This window comes from Streptomyces sp. f51 (genome assembly GCF_037940415.1).
In the GTDB taxonomy this organism is placed as follows: domain Bacteria; phylum Actinomycetota; class Actinomycetes; order Streptomycetales; family Streptomycetaceae; genus Streptomyces.
On record NZ_CP149798.1, the window covers coordinates 7,547,081 to 7,569,220 of the forward strand.

Annotated in this window: 26 protein-coding genes and 1 pseudogene; 14 read left to right on the forward strand and 13 right to left on the reverse strand. The window is 69.9% G+C overall.

Features of this window, described 5'->3' with window-relative positions; translation table 11 throughout:
• Positions 1–283: 283 nt before the first annotated feature.
• Complete coding sequence (locus WJM95_RS32855) at positions 284–814, reverse strand: hypothetical protein (RefSeq protein ID WP_339134392.1); 531 nt, start codon at positions 812–814, stop codon at positions 284–286.
• Positions 815–995: 181 nt separating this feature from the next.
• A complete protein-coding gene (locus WJM95_RS32860) occupies positions 996–1,673 on the reverse strand; it encodes a sigma-70 family RNA polymerase sigma factor (protein ID WP_339134394.1) in 678 nt (225 codons plus the stop codon).
• A 145-nt stretch (positions 1,674–1,818) separates the two neighbouring features.
• On the opposite strand from WJM95_RS32860, the gene WJM95_RS32865 reads away from it, so the two are divergent.
• Entirely contained in the window at positions 1,819–2,274 is a 456-nt protein-coding gene (locus WJM95_RS32865) for a hypothetical protein (RefSeq protein WP_339134396.1), read from the forward strand.
• A 139-nt stretch (positions 2,275–2,413) separates the two neighbouring features.
• On the opposite strand, the gene WJM95_RS32870 is transcribed toward WJM95_RS32865, so the two are convergent.
• The gene (locus WJM95_RS32870; protein WP_339134398.1) at positions 2,414–3,265 is read right to left on the reverse strand and encodes a sulfurtransferase; all 852 of its coding nucleotides are present in this window, start codon (positions 3,263–3,265) and stop codon (positions 2,414–2,416) included.
• A gap of 47 nt (positions 3,266–3,312) precedes the next feature.
• On the opposite strand from WJM95_RS32870, the gene WJM95_RS32875 reads away from it, so the two are divergent.
• Together WJM95_RS32875 and WJM95_RS32880 are read left to right on the forward strand one after the other, a co-directional pair.
• Entirely contained in the window at positions 3,313–3,693 is a 381-nt protein-coding gene (locus WJM95_RS32875; protein ID WP_339134400.1) for a hypothetical protein, read from the forward strand.
• Between the two features lie 109 nt (positions 3,694–3,802).
• Positions 3,803–4,312: a hypothetical protein gene (locus WJM95_RS32880; protein WP_339134402.1), complete on the forward strand. Its 510-nt coding sequence runs from the start codon at positions 3,803–3,805 to the stop codon at positions 4,310–4,312.
• A gap of 111 nt (positions 4,313–4,423) precedes the next feature.
• On the opposite strand, the gene WJM95_RS32885 is transcribed toward WJM95_RS32880, so the two are convergent.
• A complete protein-coding gene (locus WJM95_RS32885) occupies positions 4,424–5,170 on the reverse strand; it encodes a phosphotransferase (RefSeq protein ID WP_339134404.1) in 747 nt (248 codons plus the stop codon).
• A 346-nt stretch (positions 5,171–5,516) separates the two neighbouring features.
• On the opposite strand from WJM95_RS32885, the gene WJM95_RS32890 reads away from it, so the two are divergent.
• A complete protein-coding gene (locus tag WJM95_RS32890) occupies positions 5,517–6,002 on the forward strand; it encodes a hypothetical protein (RefSeq protein WP_339134406.1) in 486 nt (161 codons plus the stop codon).
• A gap of 26 nt (positions 6,003–6,028) precedes the next feature.
• Here the strand turns inward: WJM95_RS32890 and WJM95_RS32895 are convergent, their stop codons facing one another.
• Entirely contained in the window at positions 6,029–6,475 is a 447-nt protein-coding gene (locus tag WJM95_RS32895; protein WP_339134408.1) for a MarR family winged helix-turn-helix transcriptional regulator, read from the reverse strand.
• A gap of 108 nt (positions 6,476–6,583) precedes the next feature.
• Here WJM95_RS32895 and WJM95_RS32900 point away from each other — a divergent pair, with 108 nt between their 5' ends.
• A complete protein-coding gene (locus tag WJM95_RS32900; RefSeq protein WP_339134410.1) occupies positions 6,584–7,498 on the forward strand; it encodes an alpha/beta hydrolase in 915 nt (304 codons plus the stop codon).
• Between the two features lie 206 nt (positions 7,499–7,704).
• Here WJM95_RS32900 and WJM95_RS32905 read toward each other — a convergent pair whose 3' ends face one another.
• On the reverse strand, positions 7,705–8,094 hold the full coding sequence (locus tag WJM95_RS32905) for a hypothetical protein (RefSeq protein ID WP_339134412.1): 390 nt from the start codon (positions 8,092–8,094) through the stop codon (positions 7,705–7,707).
• Positions 8,095–8,195: 101 nt separating this feature from the next.
• Between WJM95_RS32905 and coaD the strand changes: the two genes are divergently transcribed.
• Positions 8,196–8,621, forward strand: a complete 426-nt coding sequence (gene coaD, locus WJM95_RS32910) for a pantetheine-phosphate adenylyltransferase (RefSeq protein ID WP_339134414.1) — start codon at positions 8,196–8,198, stop codon at positions 8,619–8,621.
• A 110-nt stretch (positions 8,622–8,731) separates the two neighbouring features.
• Here the strand turns inward: coaD and WJM95_RS32915 are convergent, their stop codons facing one another.
• From WJM95_RS32915 to WJM95_RS32925, 3 genes are all read right to left on the reverse strand, one after another.
• Complete coding sequence (locus WJM95_RS32915) at positions 8,732–9,574, reverse strand: formate/nitrite transporter family protein (RefSeq protein ID WP_339134416.1); 843 nt, start codon at positions 9,572–9,574, stop codon at positions 8,732–8,734.
• 164 nt (positions 9,575–9,738) lie between these two features.
• Positions 9,739–10,710, reverse strand: coding sequence for a ribosome-inactivating family protein (locus tag WJM95_RS32920; protein ID WP_339134418.1), 972 nt, complete (start codon positions 10,708–10,710; stop codon positions 9,739–9,741).
• A gap of 19 nt (positions 10,711–10,729) precedes the next feature.
• Positions 10,730–11,242: a hypothetical protein gene (locus WJM95_RS32925; protein ID WP_339134420.1), complete on the reverse strand. Its 513-nt coding sequence runs from the start codon at positions 11,240–11,242 to the stop codon at positions 10,730–10,732.
• A 238-nt stretch (positions 11,243–11,480) separates the two neighbouring features.
• On the opposite strand from WJM95_RS32925, the gene WJM95_RS32930 reads away from it, so the two are divergent.
• Both WJM95_RS32930 and WJM95_RS32935 read left to right on the forward strand, forming a co-directional pair.
• Positions 11,481–12,488, forward strand: a complete 1,008-nt coding sequence (locus WJM95_RS32930; protein ID WP_339134422.1) for a hypothetical protein — start codon at positions 11,481–11,483, stop codon at positions 12,486–12,488.
• 65 nt (positions 12,489–12,553) lie between these two features.
• Complete coding sequence (locus WJM95_RS32935; protein ID WP_339134424.1) at positions 12,554–12,970, forward strand: hypothetical protein; 417 nt, start codon at positions 12,554–12,556, stop codon at positions 12,968–12,970.
• Between the two features lie 36 nt (positions 12,971–13,006).
• On the opposite strand, the gene WJM95_RS32940 is transcribed toward WJM95_RS32935, so the two are convergent.
• Both WJM95_RS32940 and WJM95_RS32945 read right to left on the reverse strand, forming a co-directional pair.
• Positions 13,007–14,560, reverse strand: coding sequence for a hypothetical protein (locus WJM95_RS32940; RefSeq protein WP_339134426.1), 1,554 nt, complete (start codon positions 14,558–14,560; stop codon positions 13,007–13,009).
• 74 nt (positions 14,561–14,634) lie between these two features.
• Positions 14,635–14,910: a hypothetical protein gene (locus tag WJM95_RS32945; RefSeq protein ID WP_339134427.1), complete on the reverse strand. Its 276-nt coding sequence runs from the start codon at positions 14,908–14,910 to the stop codon at positions 14,635–14,637.
• A 382-nt stretch (positions 14,911–15,292) separates the two neighbouring features.
• Between WJM95_RS32945 and WJM95_RS32950 the strand changes: the two genes are divergently transcribed.
• The 3 genes from WJM95_RS32950 (at position 15,293) to WJM95_RS32960 (ending at position 17,728) form a co-directional block, all read left to right on the forward strand.
• Positions 15,293–16,528: a sensor histidine kinase gene (locus tag WJM95_RS32950; RefSeq protein WP_339134429.1), complete on the forward strand. Its 1,236-nt coding sequence runs from the start codon at positions 15,293–15,295 to the stop codon at positions 16,526–16,528.
• Positions 16,500–17,201 carry a response regulator transcription factor gene (locus WJM95_RS32955; RefSeq protein WP_339134431.1) on the forward strand — a complete coding sequence of 234 codons (702 nt, stop codon included), beginning with the start codon at positions 16,500–16,502 and terminating at the stop codon, positions 17,199–17,201. Before WJM95_RS32950 ends, WJM95_RS32955 begins: the two co-directional genes overlap by 29 nt.
• A gap of 140 nt (positions 17,202–17,341) precedes the next feature.
• A complete protein-coding gene (locus tag WJM95_RS32960; RefSeq protein ID WP_339134433.1) occupies positions 17,342–17,728 on the forward strand; it encodes a hypothetical protein in 387 nt (128 codons plus the stop codon).
• Between the two features lie 67 nt (positions 17,729–17,795).
• Here the strand turns inward: WJM95_RS32960 and WJM95_RS32965 are convergent, their stop codons facing one another.
• Together WJM95_RS32965 and tnpA are read right to left on the reverse strand one after the other, a co-directional pair.
• Positions 17,796–18,686, reverse strand: a complete 891-nt coding sequence (locus tag WJM95_RS32965) for a helix-turn-helix transcriptional regulator (RefSeq protein ID WP_339134435.1) — start codon at positions 18,684–18,686, stop codon at positions 17,796–17,798.
• Between the two features lie 120 nt (positions 18,687–18,806).
• Positions 18,807–19,220, reverse strand: a pseudogene (gene tnpA / locus WJM95_RS32970) (IS200/IS605 family transposase).
• 51 nt (positions 19,221–19,271) lie between these two features.
• Between tnpA and WJM95_RS32975 the strand changes: the two are divergent.
• From WJM95_RS32975 to WJM95_RS32985, 3 genes are all read left to right on the forward strand, one after another.
• Positions 19,272–20,486, forward strand: coding sequence for a transposase (locus WJM95_RS32975; RefSeq protein ID WP_339134437.1), 1,215 nt, complete (start codon positions 19,272–19,274; stop codon positions 20,484–20,486).
• A 79-nt stretch (positions 20,487–20,565) separates the two neighbouring features.
• The gene (locus WJM95_RS32980; RefSeq protein ID WP_339136006.1) at positions 20,566–21,261 is read left to right on the forward strand and encodes an SDR family oxidoreductase; all 696 of its coding nucleotides are present in this window, start codon (positions 20,566–20,568) and stop codon (positions 21,259–21,261) included.
• 339 nt (positions 21,262–21,600) lie between these two features.
• Positions 21,601–22,116: a hypothetical protein gene (locus tag WJM95_RS32985; RefSeq protein ID WP_339134439.1), complete on the forward strand. Its 516-nt coding sequence runs from the start codon at positions 21,601–21,603 to the stop codon at positions 22,114–22,116.
• Positions 22,117–22,140: the final 24 nt, after the last annotated feature.

The window sequence follows — 22,140 nt, forward strand, 5'->3', positions numbered from 1 at the left end:
AGTGACAGCGCACGCCGGGCCGTGCCCCCTCCGGGCATGCGCTACGATTGATCTTGAGCTGATCGGCGCACACCGCACCGCTTCGGTGATGCGTTGGTGGTCCAAGGAAAGACGCCCCGCTTCCTGCGGGGAAATGCAGGTGCAAGGCCTGCCCGGCGCTCTGTGAAGACCCTGTCCCGCGTTCTGCGGGACGGGGTCTTTTTTTGCGGTCCACGGCTTCTGCTCTTCGGGTCCGACCGCTTCGGATCCGACCGCTTCGGGCGGTGTCAGCCGGCCACGCCGGTCAGTAGCCGCCGCTCGACGACGACGGCGGGGCCTTCGTGATCGCCTTGCCGTCGGTGCCCAGCACGTACCACTTGGCGCCGAACGCGTCGAGCCCCTGCCCGTTGGTCTGCCCGGCCTTGGTGTCCTCGGTGAACGTGTAGAGCGGGTGCCCGTTGTACGTGACCTGCTTCGAGCCGTCGCTGCGCGTGATGGTCGACAGCAGCTTGCTGTTGACACCGCCTCCCGCGGTCGGCTTGCCCTGAGCCTTCAGCGGCGGCCACGCCTTGGCGCAGTCCCCGTTGCAGGTGGACTTGTTGGTCTTGTCGGACTGGAAGAGGTACAGGGTGTGCCCCTTGCTGTTGACCAGGATCTTGCCCAGCGGACCGGACTTGGTGGACACCGTCGCTGAGGACGAGGTGCTCGTCGCCGCCGGCGCCGCCTGTACGCCGTGTGCGCCGCCGGGGCTGCCGCCGGCGTACGCCATGGTGGCCGTGGACAGGAAGAGCGCGGTTCCGGTCGCTGCGATGAATGCTCGGGTGTGGTGGTTCACGAGAAGTCCTCCGGCTGCGATCGCCTCGGAGTGTCTTGCGGCCGTCGTACGGCTCGCACTCCCGTACCTTCCATTACACGCCAAACGTGACCCCCCGGCCACAGGACCCTCCCGCGGCACGCTCTCCCTGACGTGGTGGACTGCGGCGCGTCCCCTCGGCGGTGTTCGGGCGGCGCTTGCGTCAGGTGATGAGCAGGCGCAGTTCGGCCTGGGCTCGTTCGACGAGCTTCTTGGCGGTGTGGTCGGAGACTTCGAGGTGGCGGCCGATCTGGCGGAACGACCGTCCTGGCTGGTCGTCCAGGCCGTAGCGCAGGACCAATGCCTCGGCCTGACGTGGGTCGATGCGGGCCAGAGCTGCGCGGGCCGCCTCGGTGAAGTCCAGGGCCATCACGGTGAGTTCGGGGTCGTCGAAGACGTAACCGGGTGCGGGCAGTTCTTCGTCGTCCTCGCGGGCGGAGGTACGAAGCTGCCGGTGGAGGGCTGTGACGGTCGCCGGCGAGATGCCCAGGCACGCGGCCGCAAGGTTCAGGCTGTCCGCGTTCTCGTCGAGGGCGCGGCGCAGGGCCACGGTGCGGCCGACGAGATCGGCGGGCACGACGGCGGGGAACTCCTGCTGGGAGATGGCTCTCTGGATCTCCTTGCGCACCCACGTGTGCGCGTAGGCCCCGAAGGGCACGGCGCGATCGGGGTCGAAGCGGCTCGCGGCGATCAGGAGTCCGAGCATGCCGGCCTGTCGCAGGTCCGCCCGATCGATGTGCCAGGTGCGGTAGCGGGCGGCCTCCCGTTCGACGAGGTGGCCGTGATCGGTGACCAGACGTTCACGCTCAGAGACGGCCGGTCCGGTCCGGTACCTGTTCACCGCGATGGTCTCCTGATGCTCCGTGCTCGTCCGACTTCCCCTTCCACAGATACCGGGAAGACGACGGGACGCGAGGTTCGCATCGCGGCCGGTGACCGGTATCACCTGGGGCGGCCGAGCACCCCCGCCCCTGGAAGGTCGTCGCATGTCCGATGTCAGCAGCACCGCCTGGAAGCCGTTCGAGATCATCCCGTACGGGGTGGTCCTCCATGTGCCGACGGACTGGGAGGCGCTGCCGCCCGTTCCGGCGAACGGGCCGGAGATCCTGCGGGCCACCGGAGGCGCGGGCCGGATGCTGATCGTCTTCAAGATGCCGGCCGGAGGGCTGACCGCGGCGCAGGTGGCGGACAAGGCTCAGGAGAAGCTCGCGGCCCACGGCTTCGCGGACTTCACACGCACGGAGACCCGGTTCGCCGGGCGGTCGGGAGTGGCACTCGACTTCGTCACCCGCGACGGCGACGGGAAGGTCGCACGCCGGACGCGGGAGTACTTCGCCGTGCGCGGAAACGCCGCCTTCGTACTCGGTATGGGCAGCGCCAGCTGGGCGGAGCACCTGCCGCTCATCGAGCAGATCGCGGAGCGATTCGAACTCGCCGACTGACCCGCGAGGTTCGAAGCAGAGCGTCCGTCGGCCTCGACCGGGCCGGCAGCACCGGAAGCCTTCGTGAGCCACTCGAAGGCTTCCGGCGCACCGAGTTCACACGGTCGGCCCGGGATCCACAGGACTCCGGACGGAGCCGTCAGCGAGCGAGTCCGGTCTCCACGGGGCGGGACTCGTCACGGCTGTAGGCGGACCATCCCCCGACGAAGAGCCGGCCGGGACGCAGACCCACGTGCTCGAGAGCCAGGAGGTTGTGACAGGCCGTCACGCCCGAGCCGCAGTACGACACGACCTTCGGCGAGGAGTCCTGGTCCACTCCCGCGGCGGCGAAGTTGTCGCGGATCCGCTGCTCGGGCAGGAGGCGTCCCTGGCCGTCCAGGTTCTCCCGGCAGGGGACGTTCACCGCCCCCGGAACGTGGCCGGGGCGCGGGTCGACCGGATCCTGCTCGCCTGCGAACCGGTCACGGTTGCGGGCGTCGACCGCCAGGACGTCAGGTCCCACCACTTGGTCGGCCGCCGCCAGGGCCTCCGCGGGCCAGGCGCGTACGGAGAAGTCGGCCTCGGTGGGCGCCGGTTCCCCCACGGTCAGGGAGCCGGGGTGTGCCTGGAGATAGGCGGCGAGTCCGCCGTCGAGGACCGCCGCGCGACGACCGGTGCTCCGCAGCATCCACACCAGCCGGGCCGCGATGACTCCGCCTTGGTCGTCGTAGGCCACGACGATGTCGTCGTCGTGGATGCCCAACGCCCGCATGCCCTCGCTGAACAGCTCCGGTGACGGCAACGGATTCCGTCCGCCCTCCGGTGTCGCGGGCCCCGTCAGCCAGCGGTCGAGGTCCACGAACACCGCACCCGGCAGATGTCCCTCCTCGTACGCCGCCCGCCCGGATCGGCCATCCAGATACCACCTCACGTCCGCCAGGACCACGTGCCCCGGCAGGCCGTTCAGCTCTTCAACCTGCGCGAACGGCGAGACATCCACAAGTTCACTCATGCGGCGACCGTAACCAGCCGTCCACCATACGAGCAAGATCGTTCCGCATGGTGGAACACCTGCGACCGCTCCAGCGCGTACGGTGCCCTGCGGGCACTCGGCGGGACCGCCATGGGGTTGCCCTGTTCATCGCCTCGTGCGTGCTCATCGCGCTCTCCGACACCGGCGGCGGGGTGATCGCGGGCCGGGTGATCCAACGGCTGGGAATCGGACCGGTGATCGCGGCCGGCTTCGCGGCGGCGACGGCCGGTTGCTGGCTGCTGTCCTTCGTCCAGGGCGACTGGAGGTACGGGGCGTTCGTGCTGCCCCTCGTACTCCTGGCCGCGGGCCCGGGGCTCGTCAACGGTCCGGCGAGTTCGGCGTCCACTTCGCCGGTGTCCGCCGATGACGTCGGAGCGGCGTCAGGCATTTCGAACATGGCGCGCTAGCCTCCCGGCCCGGCGCCGTCGGGCGCGTACCGCCAGGACCGACAGCAGAATGCCCACCCAGTCCGAAATCCAGCGCAACCAGTGAGCCCCCTACGGAGTCGTACGCGGCATGATCAATATGCGCGCACGGCACGCTCTCGGTGCCTCCACCCTCCTTGTGACCCTGGCCTCAGGACTGCTCTCCTGTTCTGGCAGCCCCGGCACGACGTCGAGCGCTCCGGAATCAACGGCCCGGAACATCCGCGCCGCGGCATCGGCCTCCGCGACCGAGGAGCCCCCCACCCCGAGCACGGCGGCGCCGGCACCGGGAGTCGAGAAGGTCCGCGATGCGTTCGCCGGGCTTCAGGCCACCTACAACGACGGGTGCACCACCCCGGGGAACTGCGAGTACTTCCTCGGGCGGGTCCTCGATGAACTCAGCCGCCTGGACGGCGCGATGAAGGCGGATCCCCAGGGCCCTGGACATTTCAAGGAACCCCTCGCGTGGATCGCGGATCTCCGGACCGAACTGGGCGGCGACAGATCCTTCGAGAACCTCAAGAAGCACCAGAAGCCGCTCACCGGAACGCGGGACAAGATCAATACGTGGATGCAGGGTCACCCGGAGGACTACCGCTGATCCGTCGGCCGGCGCGGGCTTCAAGCTCACAGCGTATGCGGCTGGCCGAAGGCCCAATGCCGGTCGATACGTGAGAGTGCTTGCGTAGCAGCCGGGCGGGCCCGCGCGGCCTCACATCCGGGATCGCAGCACGTCGACCTCACAGCCCGGCGCGAAGGCGTCGAAGCCGTGCTCGATCAGCCAGCGAACCACCAGCAGGCTTCGCAACGACCACCACGCGAGGATCACGTCGAGGTCGACGTCGGCGCCGTAGCCGGCGATGAGGTCGTCGAGGTGCTCCTCGTGCCCGAGCGTGAAGGTGGCGAGGTCGTACAGGGCATCGCCCCGGCCCGCCTCGGACCAGTCGATGATGCCGGTGACCTCGTCGCCGTCGAGGAAGACGTGCGCGATCTGTAGGTCGCCGTGGGTGAACGCCGGAGCCCACGGCCGCAGCGCGGCCTCGGCGATCCGGCGGTTGCGGGTGACCAGGTCGGCGGGCAGGAGGCCGTGCGTCACCAGCAGCTCGCACTCGGCGTCGAGTTCCGCCGTCAGCGCGACGACGCTCCGCCCTGCCCGGCCGAGCCGGGGCGGCAGCGGCGCGTCGTGCAGCTTCCGGATGGCCGCGCCCGCCGCGGCCCACGCCGACGGTGACCCGGTCACCGGTCCGCCGAGGCGCCCGAGCGTCGTCCCCGGGACTGCGGCGATCGCGAGCACGGGCGGCTTGCGCCACAGAACTTCGGGGGTCGGGACCGGCGCGAGGGACATCGCCTCCACCTCGACGTCGACGCGCGCCTGATCGGCGTCCACCTTCAGGAACACGTCACCGACGCGCAGCGTCGCACGCTCGGAATGGGCGACAACAACTTCGACCTCGTCCATGGGCGGCCAGTATCCCGGGGACGGTCGCCGGCGTCGCCGGGTTTATCGCGTGCGGCGCATCGAGGGAGGGACTCTTGACGCGCCTCCACTGCCTCCGTTCGAGGTCCTTGTCCCGCCCGTCGATCCCGCTGGCCCCTAGGATGCCCACGGCTTCAAGGCCATCCGGGTGGGGAGGAATAACGCCCTACTGGCCTGGCCGGCCCGGGCCGGAGCGTCGCTGGACATCGATCAGTACGCGTATCTCGACTGAGATGTGCTGCGGGGCAGACCGAGCCCCGGCGAAGCCGTTACCCCAGCCCAGCGGGCCGCAATCGAGGCTTCCATCCGAAGGAGTTGAGAGGGAACCATGGTGTCGTCGAGCGGAGCGGTGCCGGCGGACGATCCGGACTGGGATCCGGACGAACACGTGCGGTTCGCCCGCTACCGGAGGGCGTTCCACGAGGTGTTCCCCGCGGATGCAGCCACCCTCATCGCCCGAGTACTCGCCGATCCCGCCAGAACGATGGCGAACAGTGCCGTCTGTGAATACCTCGACAGGCGAGCCGCTGAACTGCTCACGGACCCGGGCTATCCCTCCTGGCGCTCGGAAATGACCGGCCTTGTCGCATCGGACGACTTCGCCACGCGGCGCCTCGGCGAGTGGACTCTGCTGCGGGCGATGACCTTGAACGAGCCGTGGGAGGTCGCGAACCTGCTCGCGGCCTCCAACTGGCTACAGCTCCGCACCGCCGAGAAGTCCTCAGCCGTGTCGGCCCTGGAAGTTCTGGCCGAGAACGGCCGCACCCGCCGTATCCGCAACAGCGCCAAGTCCCGGCTGTCCGCCGCCTGCTGAAGTTCGTTTGTGGGGGTCATGTCCCGTCATTCAGCACGGCCGTGGGGGCCCGCCTCCAGGGTTGCGCGGAGACCGGCCAGGGTTGAGCCGATGCGGGCCAGGGCGTCGGGGGGAACCGCCCCGGTCAGTGAGGTGAGCTCACTCTCGACGATGGGGCGGGATGCGGACAACCGCTCCTCACCCTCGGGTGTGAGGCGGAGGACGGACGAGCGACGGTCCTGGGGGTGGGCGACCCGGACGCACCAGCCCGCGGCCACCAGCCGGTCGACCGCCTTGCTGACGGCCCCCACGGTGATCGCCACTTCGCCGACGATGTCGAGCACGCGGCACTCGGGCACGCGGTCGATGATCTCCAAGAACTCGAACTGTCCCAGCCCCAGCCCTTGTTCGGCACGCAGCCGGGCGCTCACCGCGTTGTAGAGCCGGGTCTCGACGCGGACCAGATCGATGAAGAGGGGAGTGATGTGGCTCACATTGGCCTTCCAGTAGATTCCAGGGAATCATATTCCTTGGAATCCGGTTGAGGCGGGCAGGTGGATTCCCAGGAATCCATCCTCGCATCCCGACCCATGGAGGCCCACATGTCCCGACAGCAGCGCGAAGCCCTGGACGCCCTGCTCCGCTCCGCCCCTCGCAGCGAGACGCCGCCCACTCCCGAGGAGCAGCGCAACGGTTTCGCCGCGGCCCTCACCCGCCCCGCGCCGGAGGACGTGGCCACCCGCAGGACCGTCCTGGGCGGGCGGCCGGCCCTGGAGCTGGAGCCGGCCGGAGCCTCCGGCCGCGGCCGGCTGCTCTACCTGCACGGCGGCGGCTACGTCGTCGGCTCACCGGACACCCACGCGGGGCTGGTCGGTGAACTGGCCCGCCGCGCCGGGCTGCGCGCGACGTCGGTGGACTACCGGCTGGCGCCCGAGCACCAGTTCCCCGCGGCTGTCGACGACGGGCTCGCGGCCTACCGCGACCTGCTGGGGGCGGGCACCGACCCACGGGACCTGGTGGTGGCCGGTGACTCCGCCGGAGCCGGCTTGACCATCGCCACGCTGCTTGCCGCCCGGGAGGCCGGGCTGCCGCAGCCGGCCGCCGTGGTCGTCTTCTCCCCCTGGGTCGACCTCACCCTCGCCGGGGAGAGCATCCGTTCCAAGGAAGGCGCCGATCCCATCTTCACGGCGGCCGACGTGCGCGCGTGCGCCGATCTCTACATCGGTTCGGGCGACCGGGCGCATCTCCTGGCCAGCCCGGTGTTCGCGGACCTCACCGGACTGCCCCCACTCCTCGTGCAGGTCGGCGCGAACGAGGTACTCCTCGACGACGCGGTCCGACTGGCCGGCCGCGCGGGTGCCGACGGCGTCGAGGTCACGCTCGAAGTCGGCCCCGGCCTCCCTCACGTGTTCCAGCACCACTACGGCCGCCTCGACGAGGCGGACGCCGCACTCGACCGCGCCGCCCGCTTCCTCGCGGCCCACCTGAGCGCCGACGACCTCGAACCGGTCCACTGACGCCGAGCGAGCGGCCTCCCCGCGATGGCGGCGACGGTTACAGGGGTACCGTCGCCGCCATCACGGGTTCGACTTCAGAACGCCCCACTTGATGATCAATTCCAAGGGATGCCTGCGGAAGGTATGGGGTGGGCGGCGGCCGAAGCCACCGCGAGACGGTCGGGTGGCGGGCTGTCGACCCTGGTTGTCGATGTGGCAGCGCGCGATCAGGCGTCAGGGGTGACCTCGGGGTGCGTGAACCGCACGGGCTTGCCCAGCGACCGGGCGTAGGCGATCTCGGCTCGGGTGCTGTCTCCGATGTAGTCGCCGACTACGAGCACCTCATCAGCGAGCCGGATCTTCGCCCGGTGCAGATCGTCGAGTTGTACCTTCAGCGCCTCGGCCTCGACGGGGTCGGACCATAGGTCGTGCGGCGCCTTCATGTCGCAGCCCGGTTTCACGACAATCACTCCGGCTTTGGTCTCGCGCACGTCGGCCTCGTTCATCTCGGCCATGAAGCGGGTGGAGCCGCAGATCGCGACGATGCGCGGGAGGCTCAACAGCTTCTTCGCGGCGGAGAGTTTTTCCTCGGGGGTAAGTGGTTGCGGGTACGACACTGGTTCCTCCCGGTGGTGTGATCCAAGGGGTGCCTGCGGAGAGGAGAACGAGGGTGTCCAAGATCGTTTTGTGACGAACGACGCTGCTAGTCTTCCCGATCATGCGAGCCCTCTTTCCAGGATCCTTCGACCCGGTCACTCCAGGGCATCAGGACGTACTCCGGCGCGCTGCCGTCCTGTTCGACGAGGTCGTCGTGTGCGTGATGTTCAATCCGAACAAGACCGGCCGCTTCCCCGTCGAGGAACGACTGGACCGACTCCGTGTGGCGGCAACCGGCTTGAGCAACGTCACCGTCGACTCCCACACCGGCGGCCTGCTGGTCGACTACTGCCGCCGAGCCGGAATCGACGTCGTCGTGCGGGGAGTTCGCGGTGTTCGCGACCTGGACTACGAGATGCCGATGGCCCGCATGAACCACGAACTGGCCGGAGTGGAGACGTTCTTCCTCGCCGCAGACCCTGCCCTGGCCCACGTCTCCTCCACCCTCGTCACCGCGATGGGCCAAGCGGGACCGCGCCCGGAATGATGACTTGAGCGCGCTTCCTCCAGCGGTTGAGAGCTGTCACGCACGCTGACTGCCGGGACACGTGAGTCGTCCGGCATCTGTCCAGCCTCGACCCCGGCCGGGTGCCAAGCTCAGACGGTCGTAAGGGTCCGCGGGGCGGTGTCAGCCGCGGGGAGCGACGGCTCGGCGGGGACGTCGACGGGCTTGGAAGTGCCGCGGTTCGTGAACCAGTACGCCCCGGCCACCAGCACCGCTCCCCCCACGATGTTGCCCGGGACGGTGAAGGCGAGGTTGTGGGCGAGGTCGCCGACGCCTGCCTGGCCGCTGACTATACCGAGCGAGAACAGTGCCATGTTGGCGACGCTGTGCTCGAAGCCGCTGGAGACGAAGGCGAACACCGGAATCCAGATCATGAAGGCCTTGGCCCCGTCGCCGGACGTGCGGGTGAACATCCACACGGCCAGGCAGACCAGCATGTTGCAGAGCACGGCCCGGGCGAAGAGCTGTCCTCCCGTCTCCGCTTGCTTCGCGGCCAGCAGACTGCCCAGCAGGGCGGAGGAGGGCCCGGTCTTGACGGTCCCGGCCGCGCCTATGATCAACGCGAAGAACACGGCCCCCGCGAGGTTGCCGAGCAGGGACATCACCCAGACCCGCGCCATGTCCATCCAGTTGGTTCGGCGGCTGAGCGCGCCGAACGTCATGGTCATGCACTGGCTGGTGAACAGATCGGCACCAGCGAACATCACCATGGTCAGAGCTACGGGGAACACCATGCCCTCGACGAGCTTGACGGCACCCGAATGCTCCGCGTCGAGCGGCCCCGCGACGGTGAGCAGCAGGACCTCGCCGACACCGATGTAGATGCCGGCGAGCATCGCGGAGACCAGGTAACGGGCAGGTGAGCGAACCAGCCGGGACTTCTTTACGGCCAGATCTGCGGACGCGGCAATGGTGGCGGGCATCGTCATGGGCATACAGTCGAGGCTATCCGTCCTATCTGCCCCATTTGATGCGATATAGTCCCGAACCTCGAGGACCTTCTGCCCGTTTTTCCCGGGCCGTCCAGCAACGTTCGGCCCCTGGGGGAGTTGCTCCACCTCCGCCACGAGGTGGAGCACGGCGACGGCCGCTCCCTGCGTCAGGGCCTTCTGGCCGGCGGCTTGATCAGATAGAGCCGACGGGCCAGGTCCAGCGCGGTCAGCAGCACGCGGGCCCCGTTCCAGGCGTACTCACGGCGCTGCTGCCACACCTCGCCATTGCCGCTCGGGTCGGCGGCACGTGCCTGAAGGACGACCTGGGAGCGCTGGTCCCAGTTCCTGATCTCGTCCGCGTGGCCGCCCACGACCCAGGCTTCCCTGCCCCGGATGTGCTGGGCGACGTACGCCGGAATCGCCTGGAACCTCGCGCCTTCGGCCAGGGCCACGGCCAGCACCTGGACCCCGGCCTCCAGCGTGTGGGTGCTCGTGTTCGGGTCGTGGTGATAGATGTCGTGCACCGCGTTCCGCAGGGTGCTCCGGCTGATGGTGGTCGCGGGCAGACCCCGGTAGGTCACCCCCCAGCCGAAGTGCTCCCTGCGGACGCCCGGGTACACGTTCCGCGGGACCATGTCCCTGGCCCGGCCGTTCACCTGCTCGGTGAACGTGTAGAACACCCGGCGGCTGGCGTCCAGGCTCTCCACGTAGAACCCGAGCAGATAGTTGTCGGACCGGCGGAAGACTCCTCGGACCATGCGGCCCAGGATGAACTCGTCCTCCGTGAACCGGCCGATGTTGATCGACTGGAAGGCCCCGGGGTCGGGATTCTGGATCAGGTGCCCGGCACCGGGCCGTCGGACGCTCTGCTCTCCCAGCATCGCGTTGCGGATGTTCGCGATCGTGCGGGTGTAGAGGTCGGCGAAATCCTCGTCCTCCGTCACCGCCGGCTGTGCCTGTGCCTGGTACTGCTCTGGGGCGCTCCGGTCCTGTCCGGTCCGGTCGGTCGCGCCGTAGGTGACCGACCCTCCGGCGCCCAGCGTGCCCGCGAGCACCGAGACGACCACGGCCGCGCTGACCAACCGCCGTCGCACCGGCCCGTGTTCGACCCGTTCGGCCGGTTCCGTCCTTCGCGTCATCGCTTCCGAGCTCCCCATCTCAGACCCAGAACTCGAACTCGGCCTGGAGCGTGCCCCTGGTGACCCGGCCCGCGTCGCTGTAGTAGCGGGCCTTGTACTCCGCGCCCTTCGTCAGGTTCGCGTTGATCAGGGTCGAGCCGTACGCACCGCAGTTGGTGTTGCCGCAGGCCCAGTCCCAGGCGACACGCCTGCCGTTGCTGTCCACGATCTCGATCCAGTCCGAGCCGTTGTACGGATCCCGCCCCGAGGGCGCCACCCAGGTGACGCTGACGCCGTTGAGGTGGGACTGGTACCACCAGCCCCGGTACTGCGTCGGCGACACCTCGCTGATCAGGTAGTCGGTGTTGATCTGGCCCGGCCTCGGGTCCTCGATATCGGCGGTCCGGTTCCTCGGCGGCTGCCAGTGCTCACGTGCCGAGTCGGCCGACGGAGCTGCCTGCGCGGCGGCCTTCGTCGGCTTCCCCGAGTCCTGCGATGCCGCGGAAGCCGTCCCCAGCGCCACCACGGACACGCCCACGAGCACCCCGGCCATGACCGCGGTCCGCCTCCGGGGCTTGCCGGCCCCGGTCGATAAGGAAGAAATCTTGCCCTTGCCTCGCGTACGGAACAACACGCCTACTCCATCTCGCTGTTGATCGGTGATCCATGCGTCAGGAATGCTAGGAAGAAGGGATCAACACTCCCTTAACGACCACTCAACGCGCGCGTGCCGCTTCCCCGCGGTGACCTCCTGGACGACCCGCACCGCCCGGCCCGGTACGGTTCGCGCCGTGGACAGGGACGGGTGGGAGCGGGAGCATCAGGGCGCCTACGGCTGCGGGGCGTGGGAGCGCGCCGGGCACCAGGCGCGCCTGCTGGTCGCCTGGTACGACGAGCACGACGGTGGCCTGGGGCCCGGGGTGTCCCCGCGGTTCTCAGGGAATTCCGGGATGCGGGTGAAGTGGCCGTGGGGGAGCGGCAGACACAACACGCTCGGTCTGCTGTTCTGGAGGGCGGCCCACGACGCGGGGATTCTGGTCGACGAGGTCGTTCTGGCCAACGCGATGAGCTACTGCGCCCAGGGAGCCGAACCGTTGGACGCGGGGCCCGTACCCGATGCGGCCCGCAGGACCGGGATCGGCGTCGGCAGCGCGGCATCGGTGGCCGGGATCAGTTACGTACTACAGGCTCATGCCGAGGCAGACCTCCCGCGGCCGCGGCCCGCCGGGGTGCGGCTGACACTCGGCTACCGCGTACGGGAGTTGCTGGCCACGCCGGACTGGGATCTCGGCGACTGGCCGGCGGCGCTCGCGCGGGTCCGCCAGGCCATGGGGCGGGCGGACGAGACACGGGAGTCGGGGACTTGGCGGCCCACCGATCGGGAGCGGTCCGTCGGCGCACGCCTCGGTCAAGACCTGGAACGATCGCTCGCCTCGCCAGCCATTTCCGGTCACCCGGCGCCGAGTTGGCTGGAGCGGGCAGTGCGGCTGGCCGCTGTGACCACCGCACTGTCCGGCGCGGCCGGCACCCTGTCCGGCGCCCGGCCGGAGGAGGCGAGGCGGGACGACGCGGGCCCGCTGGTGAAGGTCCTCGGCTCCGCAGCCGACGCGTGCGCCCGGCTCAAGGCAAGCACCGAGGAGATCGGACGACTGTGGGAGGCGGAGGAGTCGCACGAGCCCTCGGACCGTGCCTCCTGGGAGCTGTCCCACGTACCGGTCGCACTGACGGAGCAGATCGAGGAGACGGAACACCTGGTGCGAGCGCTGGCCGGCTTCCTGTGGGTGCTTGCCATGCACTGACCGAGGACGCGAGGAGAGGTCGCTCCGCCGCCGCAGGTGTCAGTGGCGGCTGCGATGCTGCCGGCATGATTCCTTGGAACCTGCTCGCCCTCGACAAGGCCCTGCGCGCGAGTTGGGCTGCGGACACCTGCTCTCCGGACGACCTCGCTCGCGCCGGATGGCAGTCCGACAACCCTGCGTGGGGCCACTGCGACATCACGGCCCTGGTCGTCAACGACATCTTCGGCGGCGACCTCATGGTGGGCGAGGTCCACGCCGACGGGGACCAGCACGGCTTCCACTGGTGGAATCAGCTGCCCAGCGGCGTTGAACTCGACCTGACGCGCGAGCAGTTCCGGCATGGACAGATCGTCACCGCAGCGCGCGTCGTCGAACGCCCGCCGGGGCCGCTGCCCCGCCGCTGGGAGGAGTACCTCCTCCTGCGCGAGCGTGTCGGCCAGCATCTCGGTCCCCTGCCGGAGCTCGCACCGCTCCCCGAGTAGTCCCCGTCGGCCGGTGCCGGTGCCTGGCGTGCAGGCTCATTCGGCGCCCAGGCCCTCGACGGACGATCGGAGCAGATCCGCGGCCGGCTTCTGCCCGTTGTGGCGCAGGCCGTCCGCGACCCTGTCGGCGGTGTCCCTCAGGCGCTCGGCGGACGCGCGGTCCATGGTGGGCAGTTGGCGGCCGAGGGCCTGCACGTGCGGCAGCAGGACGGGCCACCACCACGCCTGCGACCGGTCGGACGTGGCGGACACCGCCCGGAGGTGCAGCAGTTCGACCGCCGCCGCCCGGAACACCGCTGCTTGGGCAGGCTCTGTGGCCAGGGCGTCGCGCTGGGTCTGCGCCACCGCGGGATCGAGGGCGAGGTAGCGGTCCCGCTCGTCGATTTCACGGTCGGGTCCGAAGGTGTGCAGCAGGCCCAGGTCTCGGAGCGTCCGGACGGTCACGTACAGCTCGCCGTCGGTGAACGAGGGCGCGAGATCGCCGTCGGGATGCTCGCCGGAAAGGCCGGGGATCAGGCGGTCCAGTTCCTCGGGAACGAACAGTTCACCCGGGATGGACGCAGCGGCGAACCAGCTGAGCAGCCGCAGGATCGGGCGGGTTTCCGGCATCCCGCGCCGGGCGGCCAGGTCGAGGGCCAGTTCGGACACCGCCGCGAGCGTCTCCAACTGCGGTGTACCGGGGCTCGGCACCCCGCGTCGTGCCGCACAGGAGTCCAGCAGGGCCTCGTAGTCGCGGTAGGCGCAGGCATCCAGGACCGTCTTCGGCGTCGAGCTGGTATGGAGGTGGTTTCCGGCGATGCGCAGGGTCAGGGGATGGCCGCCGAGTCGGCCCGCCAGGTGGTCGGCCTCCTCCGACGTCCCGGCGGTTGCCCCACTGAGGCGTCGTAGCTGCTCGCCCGCGGGTGGGGTGGGCAGCGGGCCGACCGGGGTCACGGTGATCCACGAGGGCCATGCCGCGCGGTCGTCGAGGCGCGAGGTCACGATGATCCGACCGAAACCGTTCCGGGATGCCCGGCGGAGATGGCGACGGAGCAGACCGGTGGGTGACCAGGCCCGGGCGACCATCCGTGGGTCGTCCAGCCCGTCCAGCAGCAGCACCCAGTTCTTCGGGCTCCGCATCAGGGCGCTCAACGCCCGGTCTTCCGGGGTGCGTTGCCCGTACGGCGGGGCACTCCGGTCTTTCGCGGCCGCCCTGGCCGTGAGGCGGCGGGTCAGGTCGGTGAGGCCTGCCGCGAGTGACGCCTCGTCATGGGCGTTGAGGAAGTGGACGTCCGATCCCTCGTTCCAGTGGTAGGGGTCGAAGTAGCTGCGGGAGCCGGTGTTGGTCCGGTCCAGAGCGAGCAGGGTCTTGCCCGACCCGGCCGGGCCCACGAGGACATGGACGAGGATGCTGGTCCCGGCCCATCGCCGTCGCCACGAGCCTTTTCCCGCGCCGGAGTTGCCGGCTTTCGCCCGCCCGCGGCCGCCCTGACCGAGTGCCTTCACGACGTGCGGCGGGACGGTGGGGCGGTATCTCTCCCGGGCACCGAACTGCTTCGGATGCAGGTAGAACGGTGGCTCCCACCACTTCAGGGCGTCGGTCTCCGGCATTTCGGTCGCTTCCTTCGTCGTTCAGGGCGTGCGTCGGGGGATGAACGGGTGTCGAACGCTCCGGCAGAGAGAGGTCAGGGGACGACCGGCCGGCAGGTCGGCGACGCACGCAGGATCGGGGTCGGCAGCAGGAAGACGCTGACCGTGGCGGTGGCGATCCAAACCGCGTAGTGGGCCATGGAGCCCATGCGGTGTCGGCCGAGGGCTGAGGCGGCGCCGGCGGCTGCCGCGCCGAGGGCCGGCGCCGCGACCAGACAGGCGGGGACCATCATCCGGAGCCGCGTCCTCAGCACCCTGGCGTGGACGGCGGCAGCGGCGTCAAGCGTGATGGCCCTGCTGATGCTTGTCATGGGGGCCGCCGATCTGTGCGAGATGACCACACCCGCTGTCCCCGTCCCCCTTGAGCCCGCGTCCAGGACCCCGCCGTGGGCGCGGTGACGCCCCGTGTCTCAGCTGTAGTGACTCACCGGCCCCCTCGCCCGGTTCCGGGGCACCCCTGGATGCCCGCTTCCGAGCCCGGTGCTGCACCTGAACACCCTCCACGCCGACACCTCGCGCGCCCGGCGCACAGTGGGCTCCCTGATCCACGGACCCACCCGTACGCTGCGCGGATTCGCTGACGCCTCGGCATGACGGATCGCCGGAACCGCCGGACAGCGCACACCACCGGACCGCCGCACACGGCCGCGACCAGACAATGCCCGATCCGGCCGTCGAACCTACGGTGGTGCCATGGCGGTGATCAACGGCTGGAGTCGGGGAGCGCGATCCCGGGTCCGTGCGATGGACGCGATGGGCGCTGCCGTGCTGTTCGCGCTGTCGGTCGTGGCCGCCTCGATCCAACCGCACCAGCACCAGATCGCACTGCGGTGGCCCACCGCGGTCGTGGCAGCCGTCGGCTGTTCCGCACTGGTGTGGCGGCGGCGCCACCCGTTCGGCGTACTGGCCGTCACGGTGGGCTGCGGAGTGGTCTTCCAACTGCTCGGGATTCGGGACAGCCCCCTGGTGACCAGCCCGGTGCTGGTGTCCGTCTACAACGTGGCGGTACGAACCGACCGGCGAACCGCTTGGACCGCGGCATCCGTCTCGGCCGCGGTCCTGCTGGCCGCCGCGGTGTTCGCCTCGAAGTCGTGGCTGGACCCGGACAAGGCCGCCATCGTGGCCTGGACAGCCCTGCCGGCCGCCGTCGGGGACGGAGTGCGCTCACGCCGCGCCTATGTGGCGGCCGTGGAGGAACGGGCGGAGCACGCGGAGCGCACCCGCGAGCACGAGGCACAGCAGCGCGTGGCGGCCGAGCGCGTCCGGATCGCGCGCGAGCTGCACGACATCGTCGCGCACCACATCGCCTTGATCAACGCTCGGGCGGGCGTCGCCGTGCATCTCGTCGACCAGCGACCGGAACAGATCCTCACGGCTCTGGAGGACATCCGGGACACCAGCCGTGCCGCGCTGGACGAACTACGGGCGACCGTGGGCCTGCTCCGGCAGTCGGACGATCCGGTGGCGCCCCGCGATCCGATGCCGGGCCTCGCGCAAGTACCGGCCCTGCTGGAGTCGTTCGAACGCGCAGGGCTGGCCGTGACCTACAACCTGCGGGGCATCGCGGAGCCGCTGGAGCCGGCGGTCGACCTGGCCGCGTTCCGCATCGTGCAGGAGTCCCTGACCAATGTGCGCAAGCACGCCGGAGCCGATCGCGCCCGGGTTTTCGTGCACTACGACCGTGAACGGCTGACGATCACCGTCGAGGACGACGGGTGCGACGGACTGCGCCCTCCTCACCCGGGGGCCGGTCACGGACTGATCGGAATGCGTGAGCGGGCCGCCACGATCGGGGGCACGCTGCACGCGGGACCGCGCCCCGAGGGCGGGTTCACCGTGACCGCCGAACTGCCACTGCGCCCCGGCTTCACCAACCCGGCACGGCATCGGAGAGATGGGCATGACGATTCGCGTACTGCTTGCCGATGACCAGGCCCTGCTGCGGGGCACCTTCAGAATGCTGTTCGACGCCACCGACGACATGGAGACCGTGGCCGAGGCGTCCAACGGGCACGAGGCGGTCGAACTGGCCGGTGAACACCATCCGGACGTGGTCCTGATGGACATCCGCATGCCGGAGACGGACGGCATCGAGGCGACACGGCTCATCAGCGCGTCCGAGGACCTCGCAGGCGTGAAGGTGCTCATCCTGACCACGTTCGAGGACGACGAGTACGTCGCCGAGGCGCTGCGCGCCGGTGCGAGCGGCTTCCTCGGCAAGGGAGCGAGCCCCGAGGAACTCCTGGACGCCGTCCGCACGGTCGCGGACGGCGAGGCGCTGCTGTCCCCGTCGGCCACGCGAGCGTTGATCACCCGATTCCTGGCGCAGCCGGATCCGTGCACGGTCGCCACACACGACCGGCTGGAGTGCCTGACACCGCGGGAACGCGACGTCACGAGTCTTGTCGCGCTGGGCCTGTCCAACGACGAGATCGCCGAACGTCTGTTCGTCAGCCCGCTGACAGCCAAGACCCACGTCAACCGGGCCATGACCAAGCTGGCGGCCCGTGACCGTGCCCAGCTCGTGGTCGTCGCCTATCAGTGCGGACTGGTCGGCCTCGTGACCGAACCAAGTCGCCCGCAGGTGCGCGCGCGGTCGTGAGCACGGCGTTCCCTGGTGTGTGCCGGCAGTAGACCGGCGTGCCGTATACCGCCGCCGTGGTACGCGGGAATCGCTGCGCTGGGACGACGCGCCGGGGACCCTTCCTGGGCGAAGGTGGGACCAGGAACGGAGGTTTCGCCATGATCGAAGCCAATTGCCTGGTCCAGACGTCCGGCGGGAAGACGGCCGCCGAGAAGATCCGCACGATGCGTGAGCCGCTGGCCGGACACGCGCTCAAGCCTCTCGCGCCTCTCACGTCGGATGACGCGACTGGAGCGGCGGCCCACCCGGCAACCCGCGGCATTTGCGGGGACGACCACGACCGTCCCGCAGCGGTGCCCGCACACCTGTCCCTCCTGCGCGACGCCCTGGCTCGCGGCGAAGACCTACACGCGAGGACGTCCACGGCCACCGGGGCCGAGTCCGGCCAGGCGTCCCCTCACCACCGCAGGCCGTTCCGAGCGGCCCCGACGACGCGGATCACCCTGTCGCAATGGGTCAGCAAGACAACGTCGTACGTCGCATGAGCGGCGCTCGCTTCGGACGCGGACGGCAGCCGCCGACGGGCCCATGGATCCCCGGAGCCGAACCGGCTCACAGGTCGTCCGGGTGGAGGGCGTGTGCGGTGGCCCGCCCGTCGGCCGTCGTGGCCGCGAGGCTGCCGAGGAGGTTGACCCGTTCCTCGGTCGGGGATCCCGCCGCGCTCGTGTACGTGTACAGCATCCATCCCGGGTGGTCGGGCAGCTCGACGCCCTCGTAGACGAATGCGAGGTCGCCGACGTCGGGGTGGTGGATGTGCTTGGTGCCGGTGCGGTGCAGGCGGACGCCGTGGGCGGACCAGCGGCTGCTGAAGGCGTCACTGCGGGCCATGAGTTCCCCGATGAGGTCGGTCAGGGCCTTGTCGCGCGGGTTTCGCCCCGCCGATGTCCGCAGGTTCGCGGCGGAGGCGTCCGCGGCGTGCTCCCACTGCGGGTAGAAGGTGCGCGCGGCGGGGCTGAGGAAGATGAACCGCGCGCTGTTGTTCCGGGCGTCCGGGTCCTCGAGCAGCGGGGCGAGCAGGGCGCGGGCGAGCGGGTTGGTGGCGAGGATGTCGGCCCGCTGATCGACGATCCATGCGGGTGCTCCGGTGATCGCGTCGAGGAAGCGCTGGAGCGAGGGCCGGACGGTCGCCTGTGCGGGGCGGGAGCGGCGTCGGCTCGGCGCGGGGTCCGCGGCCCTGGCGAGGTCGTGCAGGTGCTCGGTCTCCGCCTCGTCGAGGCGAAGGGCCCTGGCCAGGGCGTCGAGTACCTCCGGAGAGACGCCGGCGAGGCTTCCGCGTTCCATCTTCGCGTAGTAGTCGCTGCTCATCCCCGCCAGCATGGCGACTTCCTCGCGGCGCAGACCGGGCAGGCGGCGACGGCCGCCGCCGATGATCCCCACCTGCTCGGGGGTGATGCGGTCGCGTCGTGTGCTCAGGAAGTCCCGCACCTCGGCCTGGTTGCCCATCCCCGTTTTTTGCGTGGGTATCCCCGGCTTGAGCCGGGGAGGGGAGACGCATTCTTGTCCCGGAGGCGTGCAGCGCCGGGGTTCGCTCGGTCTCTGTTTTGACGGTCAGGCAGGCCGCTTCTAGTTCTCAATGTACTGACGGATCACGGTCAGTGGTGCACCGCCGCAGGAGCTGGCGAACTAGGAGCGCGACCAGAACGTTGAGCCTATCCCGATGCGGTTAATCCGGCCGGTGTAATCGGCCGGCAAGTAGTGGGAGCTGACGCTCTTGAGGCTGTTGATCAGCTTGGACAGGGCGATCTTCTGCGGGTAGTGCACGAGCAGGTGGACGTGGTCGGCTTCGCCGTTGAACTCGCGCAGTTCCACGTCGAAGCATGTACATACCTCCCGCATGATCTTTTCGCAGCGGTTGAGCATGGCGTTGTCGAAGACATTGCGCCGCTATTTGGTGGCGAACACCAAGTGCGCATGCAGGTTGTAGGCGACGTGGCGCCCGTTACGGATATCAGGGTTTGGTGCCCAGCGCGATGACATGCGCCAAGTGTCGTATCGTCTTTGAAGCTGACCAGGGAGGGGGTGGGCCGGATGATCCGTGCGTACAAGTTCCTCATGCGGCCCACCGTTCGCCAGGCGGCCTCGCTCGGCGAGATGCTGCGGGATCACTGCTCGCTCTACAACGGAGCCTTGGAGGAACGCAGCGACGCCTACCGGCACGCCTCGAAGACGAGCGTCACGTACGGGCGGCAGTCCGCGCAGCTCAAGGACATCCGGGCGTTCGACCCGGAACGGCAGGGTCGCTGGTCGTTCTCGTCGCAGCAGGCGACGTTGCGCCGCCTGGACAAGGCGTTCGCCGCGTTCTTCCGCCGGGTCGCGTCCGGCGAGACGCCGGGCTACCCCCGTTTCCGGGGCATCAACTGGTTCGACACCGTCGACTTCCCCAAGGACGGCGACGGCTGCCGCTGGGACTCCACCCCGCACGACCCGGTCACCCGTGTCCGCTTCCAAGGCGTCGGGCACGTCAAGGTCAACCAGCACCGGCCCGTGGCCGGCAAGGTCAAGACGGTCTCCGTCAAGCGCGAAGGCAAGCGCTGGTATGTGATCCTGACCGCCGAGCGGTCCCAGCCGGAGCCACTGCCCGCGACCGGCCGCGTGGTCGGCATCGACATGGGCATAGCCAACTTCCTTGCCGACTCGGGCGGCGAGTTCACGCCCAACCCGCGCCACGGCCGCCGCGCCACAGCGAAACTCCAAGCCGCGCAGCGGGCACTGTCCCGCTTCCCCCGGGTGCGCCGCGACGAGCGCACCAAGAACCATCAGCGGGCCGTTCAGAAGGTCGCCGACCTGCACCGTAAGGTCCGGCGCCAACGCCTCGACCACGCACACAAGACCGCCCTCGGCCTCGTGCGCGAACACGACTTCATCGCGCACGAAGACCTCAAGATCCGCAATATGCTCAAAGCTCCCGCCCCGAAGTCGGACCCCACGACCCCGGGCGGCTTCCTGCCCAACGGGGCCGCCTGCAAGGCCGGACTCAACCGCTCGATCTCAGATGCCGGATGGGGGGTGTTCCTGACGATCCTGCACGCCAAGGCTGAAAGCGCCGGACGGGAAGTGATCGCCGTGGACCCCCGCAACACCTCCCGCACCTGCCCCGAATGCGGGTACGTCGCAGCGGAGAACCGGCCCACACAGGAGAAGTTCCACTGTCAGAACTGCGACCACCAGACGCACGCCGACACCGTGGGCGCGCTCAACGTTCTACGGGCCGGGCTGGCCCGTCGCCAAGCCCAACCGGCATAGCGAGAAGCCCCGTCGCCAACGAGGGGGAGGAGTCACGAGCCAGGACCAGAAGCAGGGCCAGCAGGGATGCGTCGCCGTCATCACCGGGGCCTCCTCCGGGATCGGGGCCGCGACCGCCCGGTCGCTGCACGCGGCGGGCCACCGGGTCGCGCTTCTCGCCCGCCGCACGGACCGCGTCGAGGCCCTCGCCGACGAGCTCGGCGAGGGTGCGATGGCCGTGTCCGCCGACGTCACGGACCGCGGCGCCCTCGTCGCGGCGGCCGAACGGGTGAAGCAGGAGTTCGGCGGTACGGACGTCCTGGTGAACAACGCCGGGGTCATGCTGCTCGGCCCGTTCTCCGCCGAGCAGCGCGACGACTACCGCAAGATGATCGAGGTCAATCTGCTCGGCGCGATCACGGCCACCGAGGTGTTCCTCGACCAGCTCAAGGACGGCGGCGGCGATCTCGTGAACATCTCCTCTGTCGCCGGCCGGGTCGCCAACGCCGGCAGTAGCGTGTACGCGGCCACCAAGTTCGGGCTCAACGGCTGGTCGGAGGCGCTGCGCAAGGAGCTGCTGCCCGACGTGCGCGTCACGGTGATCGAGCCGGGCGTCGTCGCCACCGAGCTGCCCACCCACATCACCCACGAAGCGACCCGCCAGGGCGCCCAGCGGCTCTACGACGTCGCCCAGGTCACCGCCGAGGACGTAGCCGAGGTCATCACCTTCGCCGTCCAGCGCCCCCGACACCTGGCCATCCACGAGATCCTGCTCCGGCCCGCGGGCCAGGCCTGAACCCTCTCCAGGACGTGGCCCGGAAGACAACGCGAGAACGGGCGCAGTCCCGCCGAGCGAACGCTGACCCGCGGCTCGTCCTCCCTCGCACGCCGGGCTCCGGGGCTCGTGCGACGACACCGCGGCCGTGCGCGCCGCGCCGCCTGGACGCCGGGTGCTCGGCCTGGTGTTCAACGCCGCAGGTCACCGCGGTCCGGCTGAAATGTGGTCCTTCGTGTGGTGGAGCGCGGCGCGCGTCGGCTTGTGTGCGCGGCCCGCGCCCGATTGTCTGCGTCACGTCAGCCGGCACGTCCGCTGTCAGCCAGGATGTCCTGGCGGGCGGCTACCTCGGGAGTGATCGTGCGCGCACGAAGCCTGTCCCTGGCGGCCTCCGCCGCTGCTCTCGTCCTGCTTCAGCCAGGCCTCGCCGCCGCGGCGGACGACCCCAGCACCACCATCACGTACACCGTCACCTCCGGGGCGCTGACCATGTCGGCACCGGTCAGCGCCAACCTGGGCTCGGGAGCGCCCGGCACCACGATCAGCGCACCGATCGGTCCCGTGACCGTCACCGACGACCGCGCCCTCGCCTCGGCCTCCTGGACCGTGACCGCGGCGGAGACGGACTTCGCGAACGGTCCGACGACGATTCCCGCCACCGATGCCGCGTACACACCCGGATCGGTGACCACGACCGGCACCATCACCGCCACCCCGACGGCCGTGACGCTGAGCAACTCCAGCCAGGTCGTGCTCACCGGGTCCGCCGGTGTCGGGGACAACACCGCGACCTGGAACCCGACGGTCGCCGTCAGCGTGCCCGCAGGCTCCGTCGGCGGGAACTACACCGGAACGCTGACCCAGTCCGTTGCCTGACGCAGTGAAGGGCGCGCACCGTTT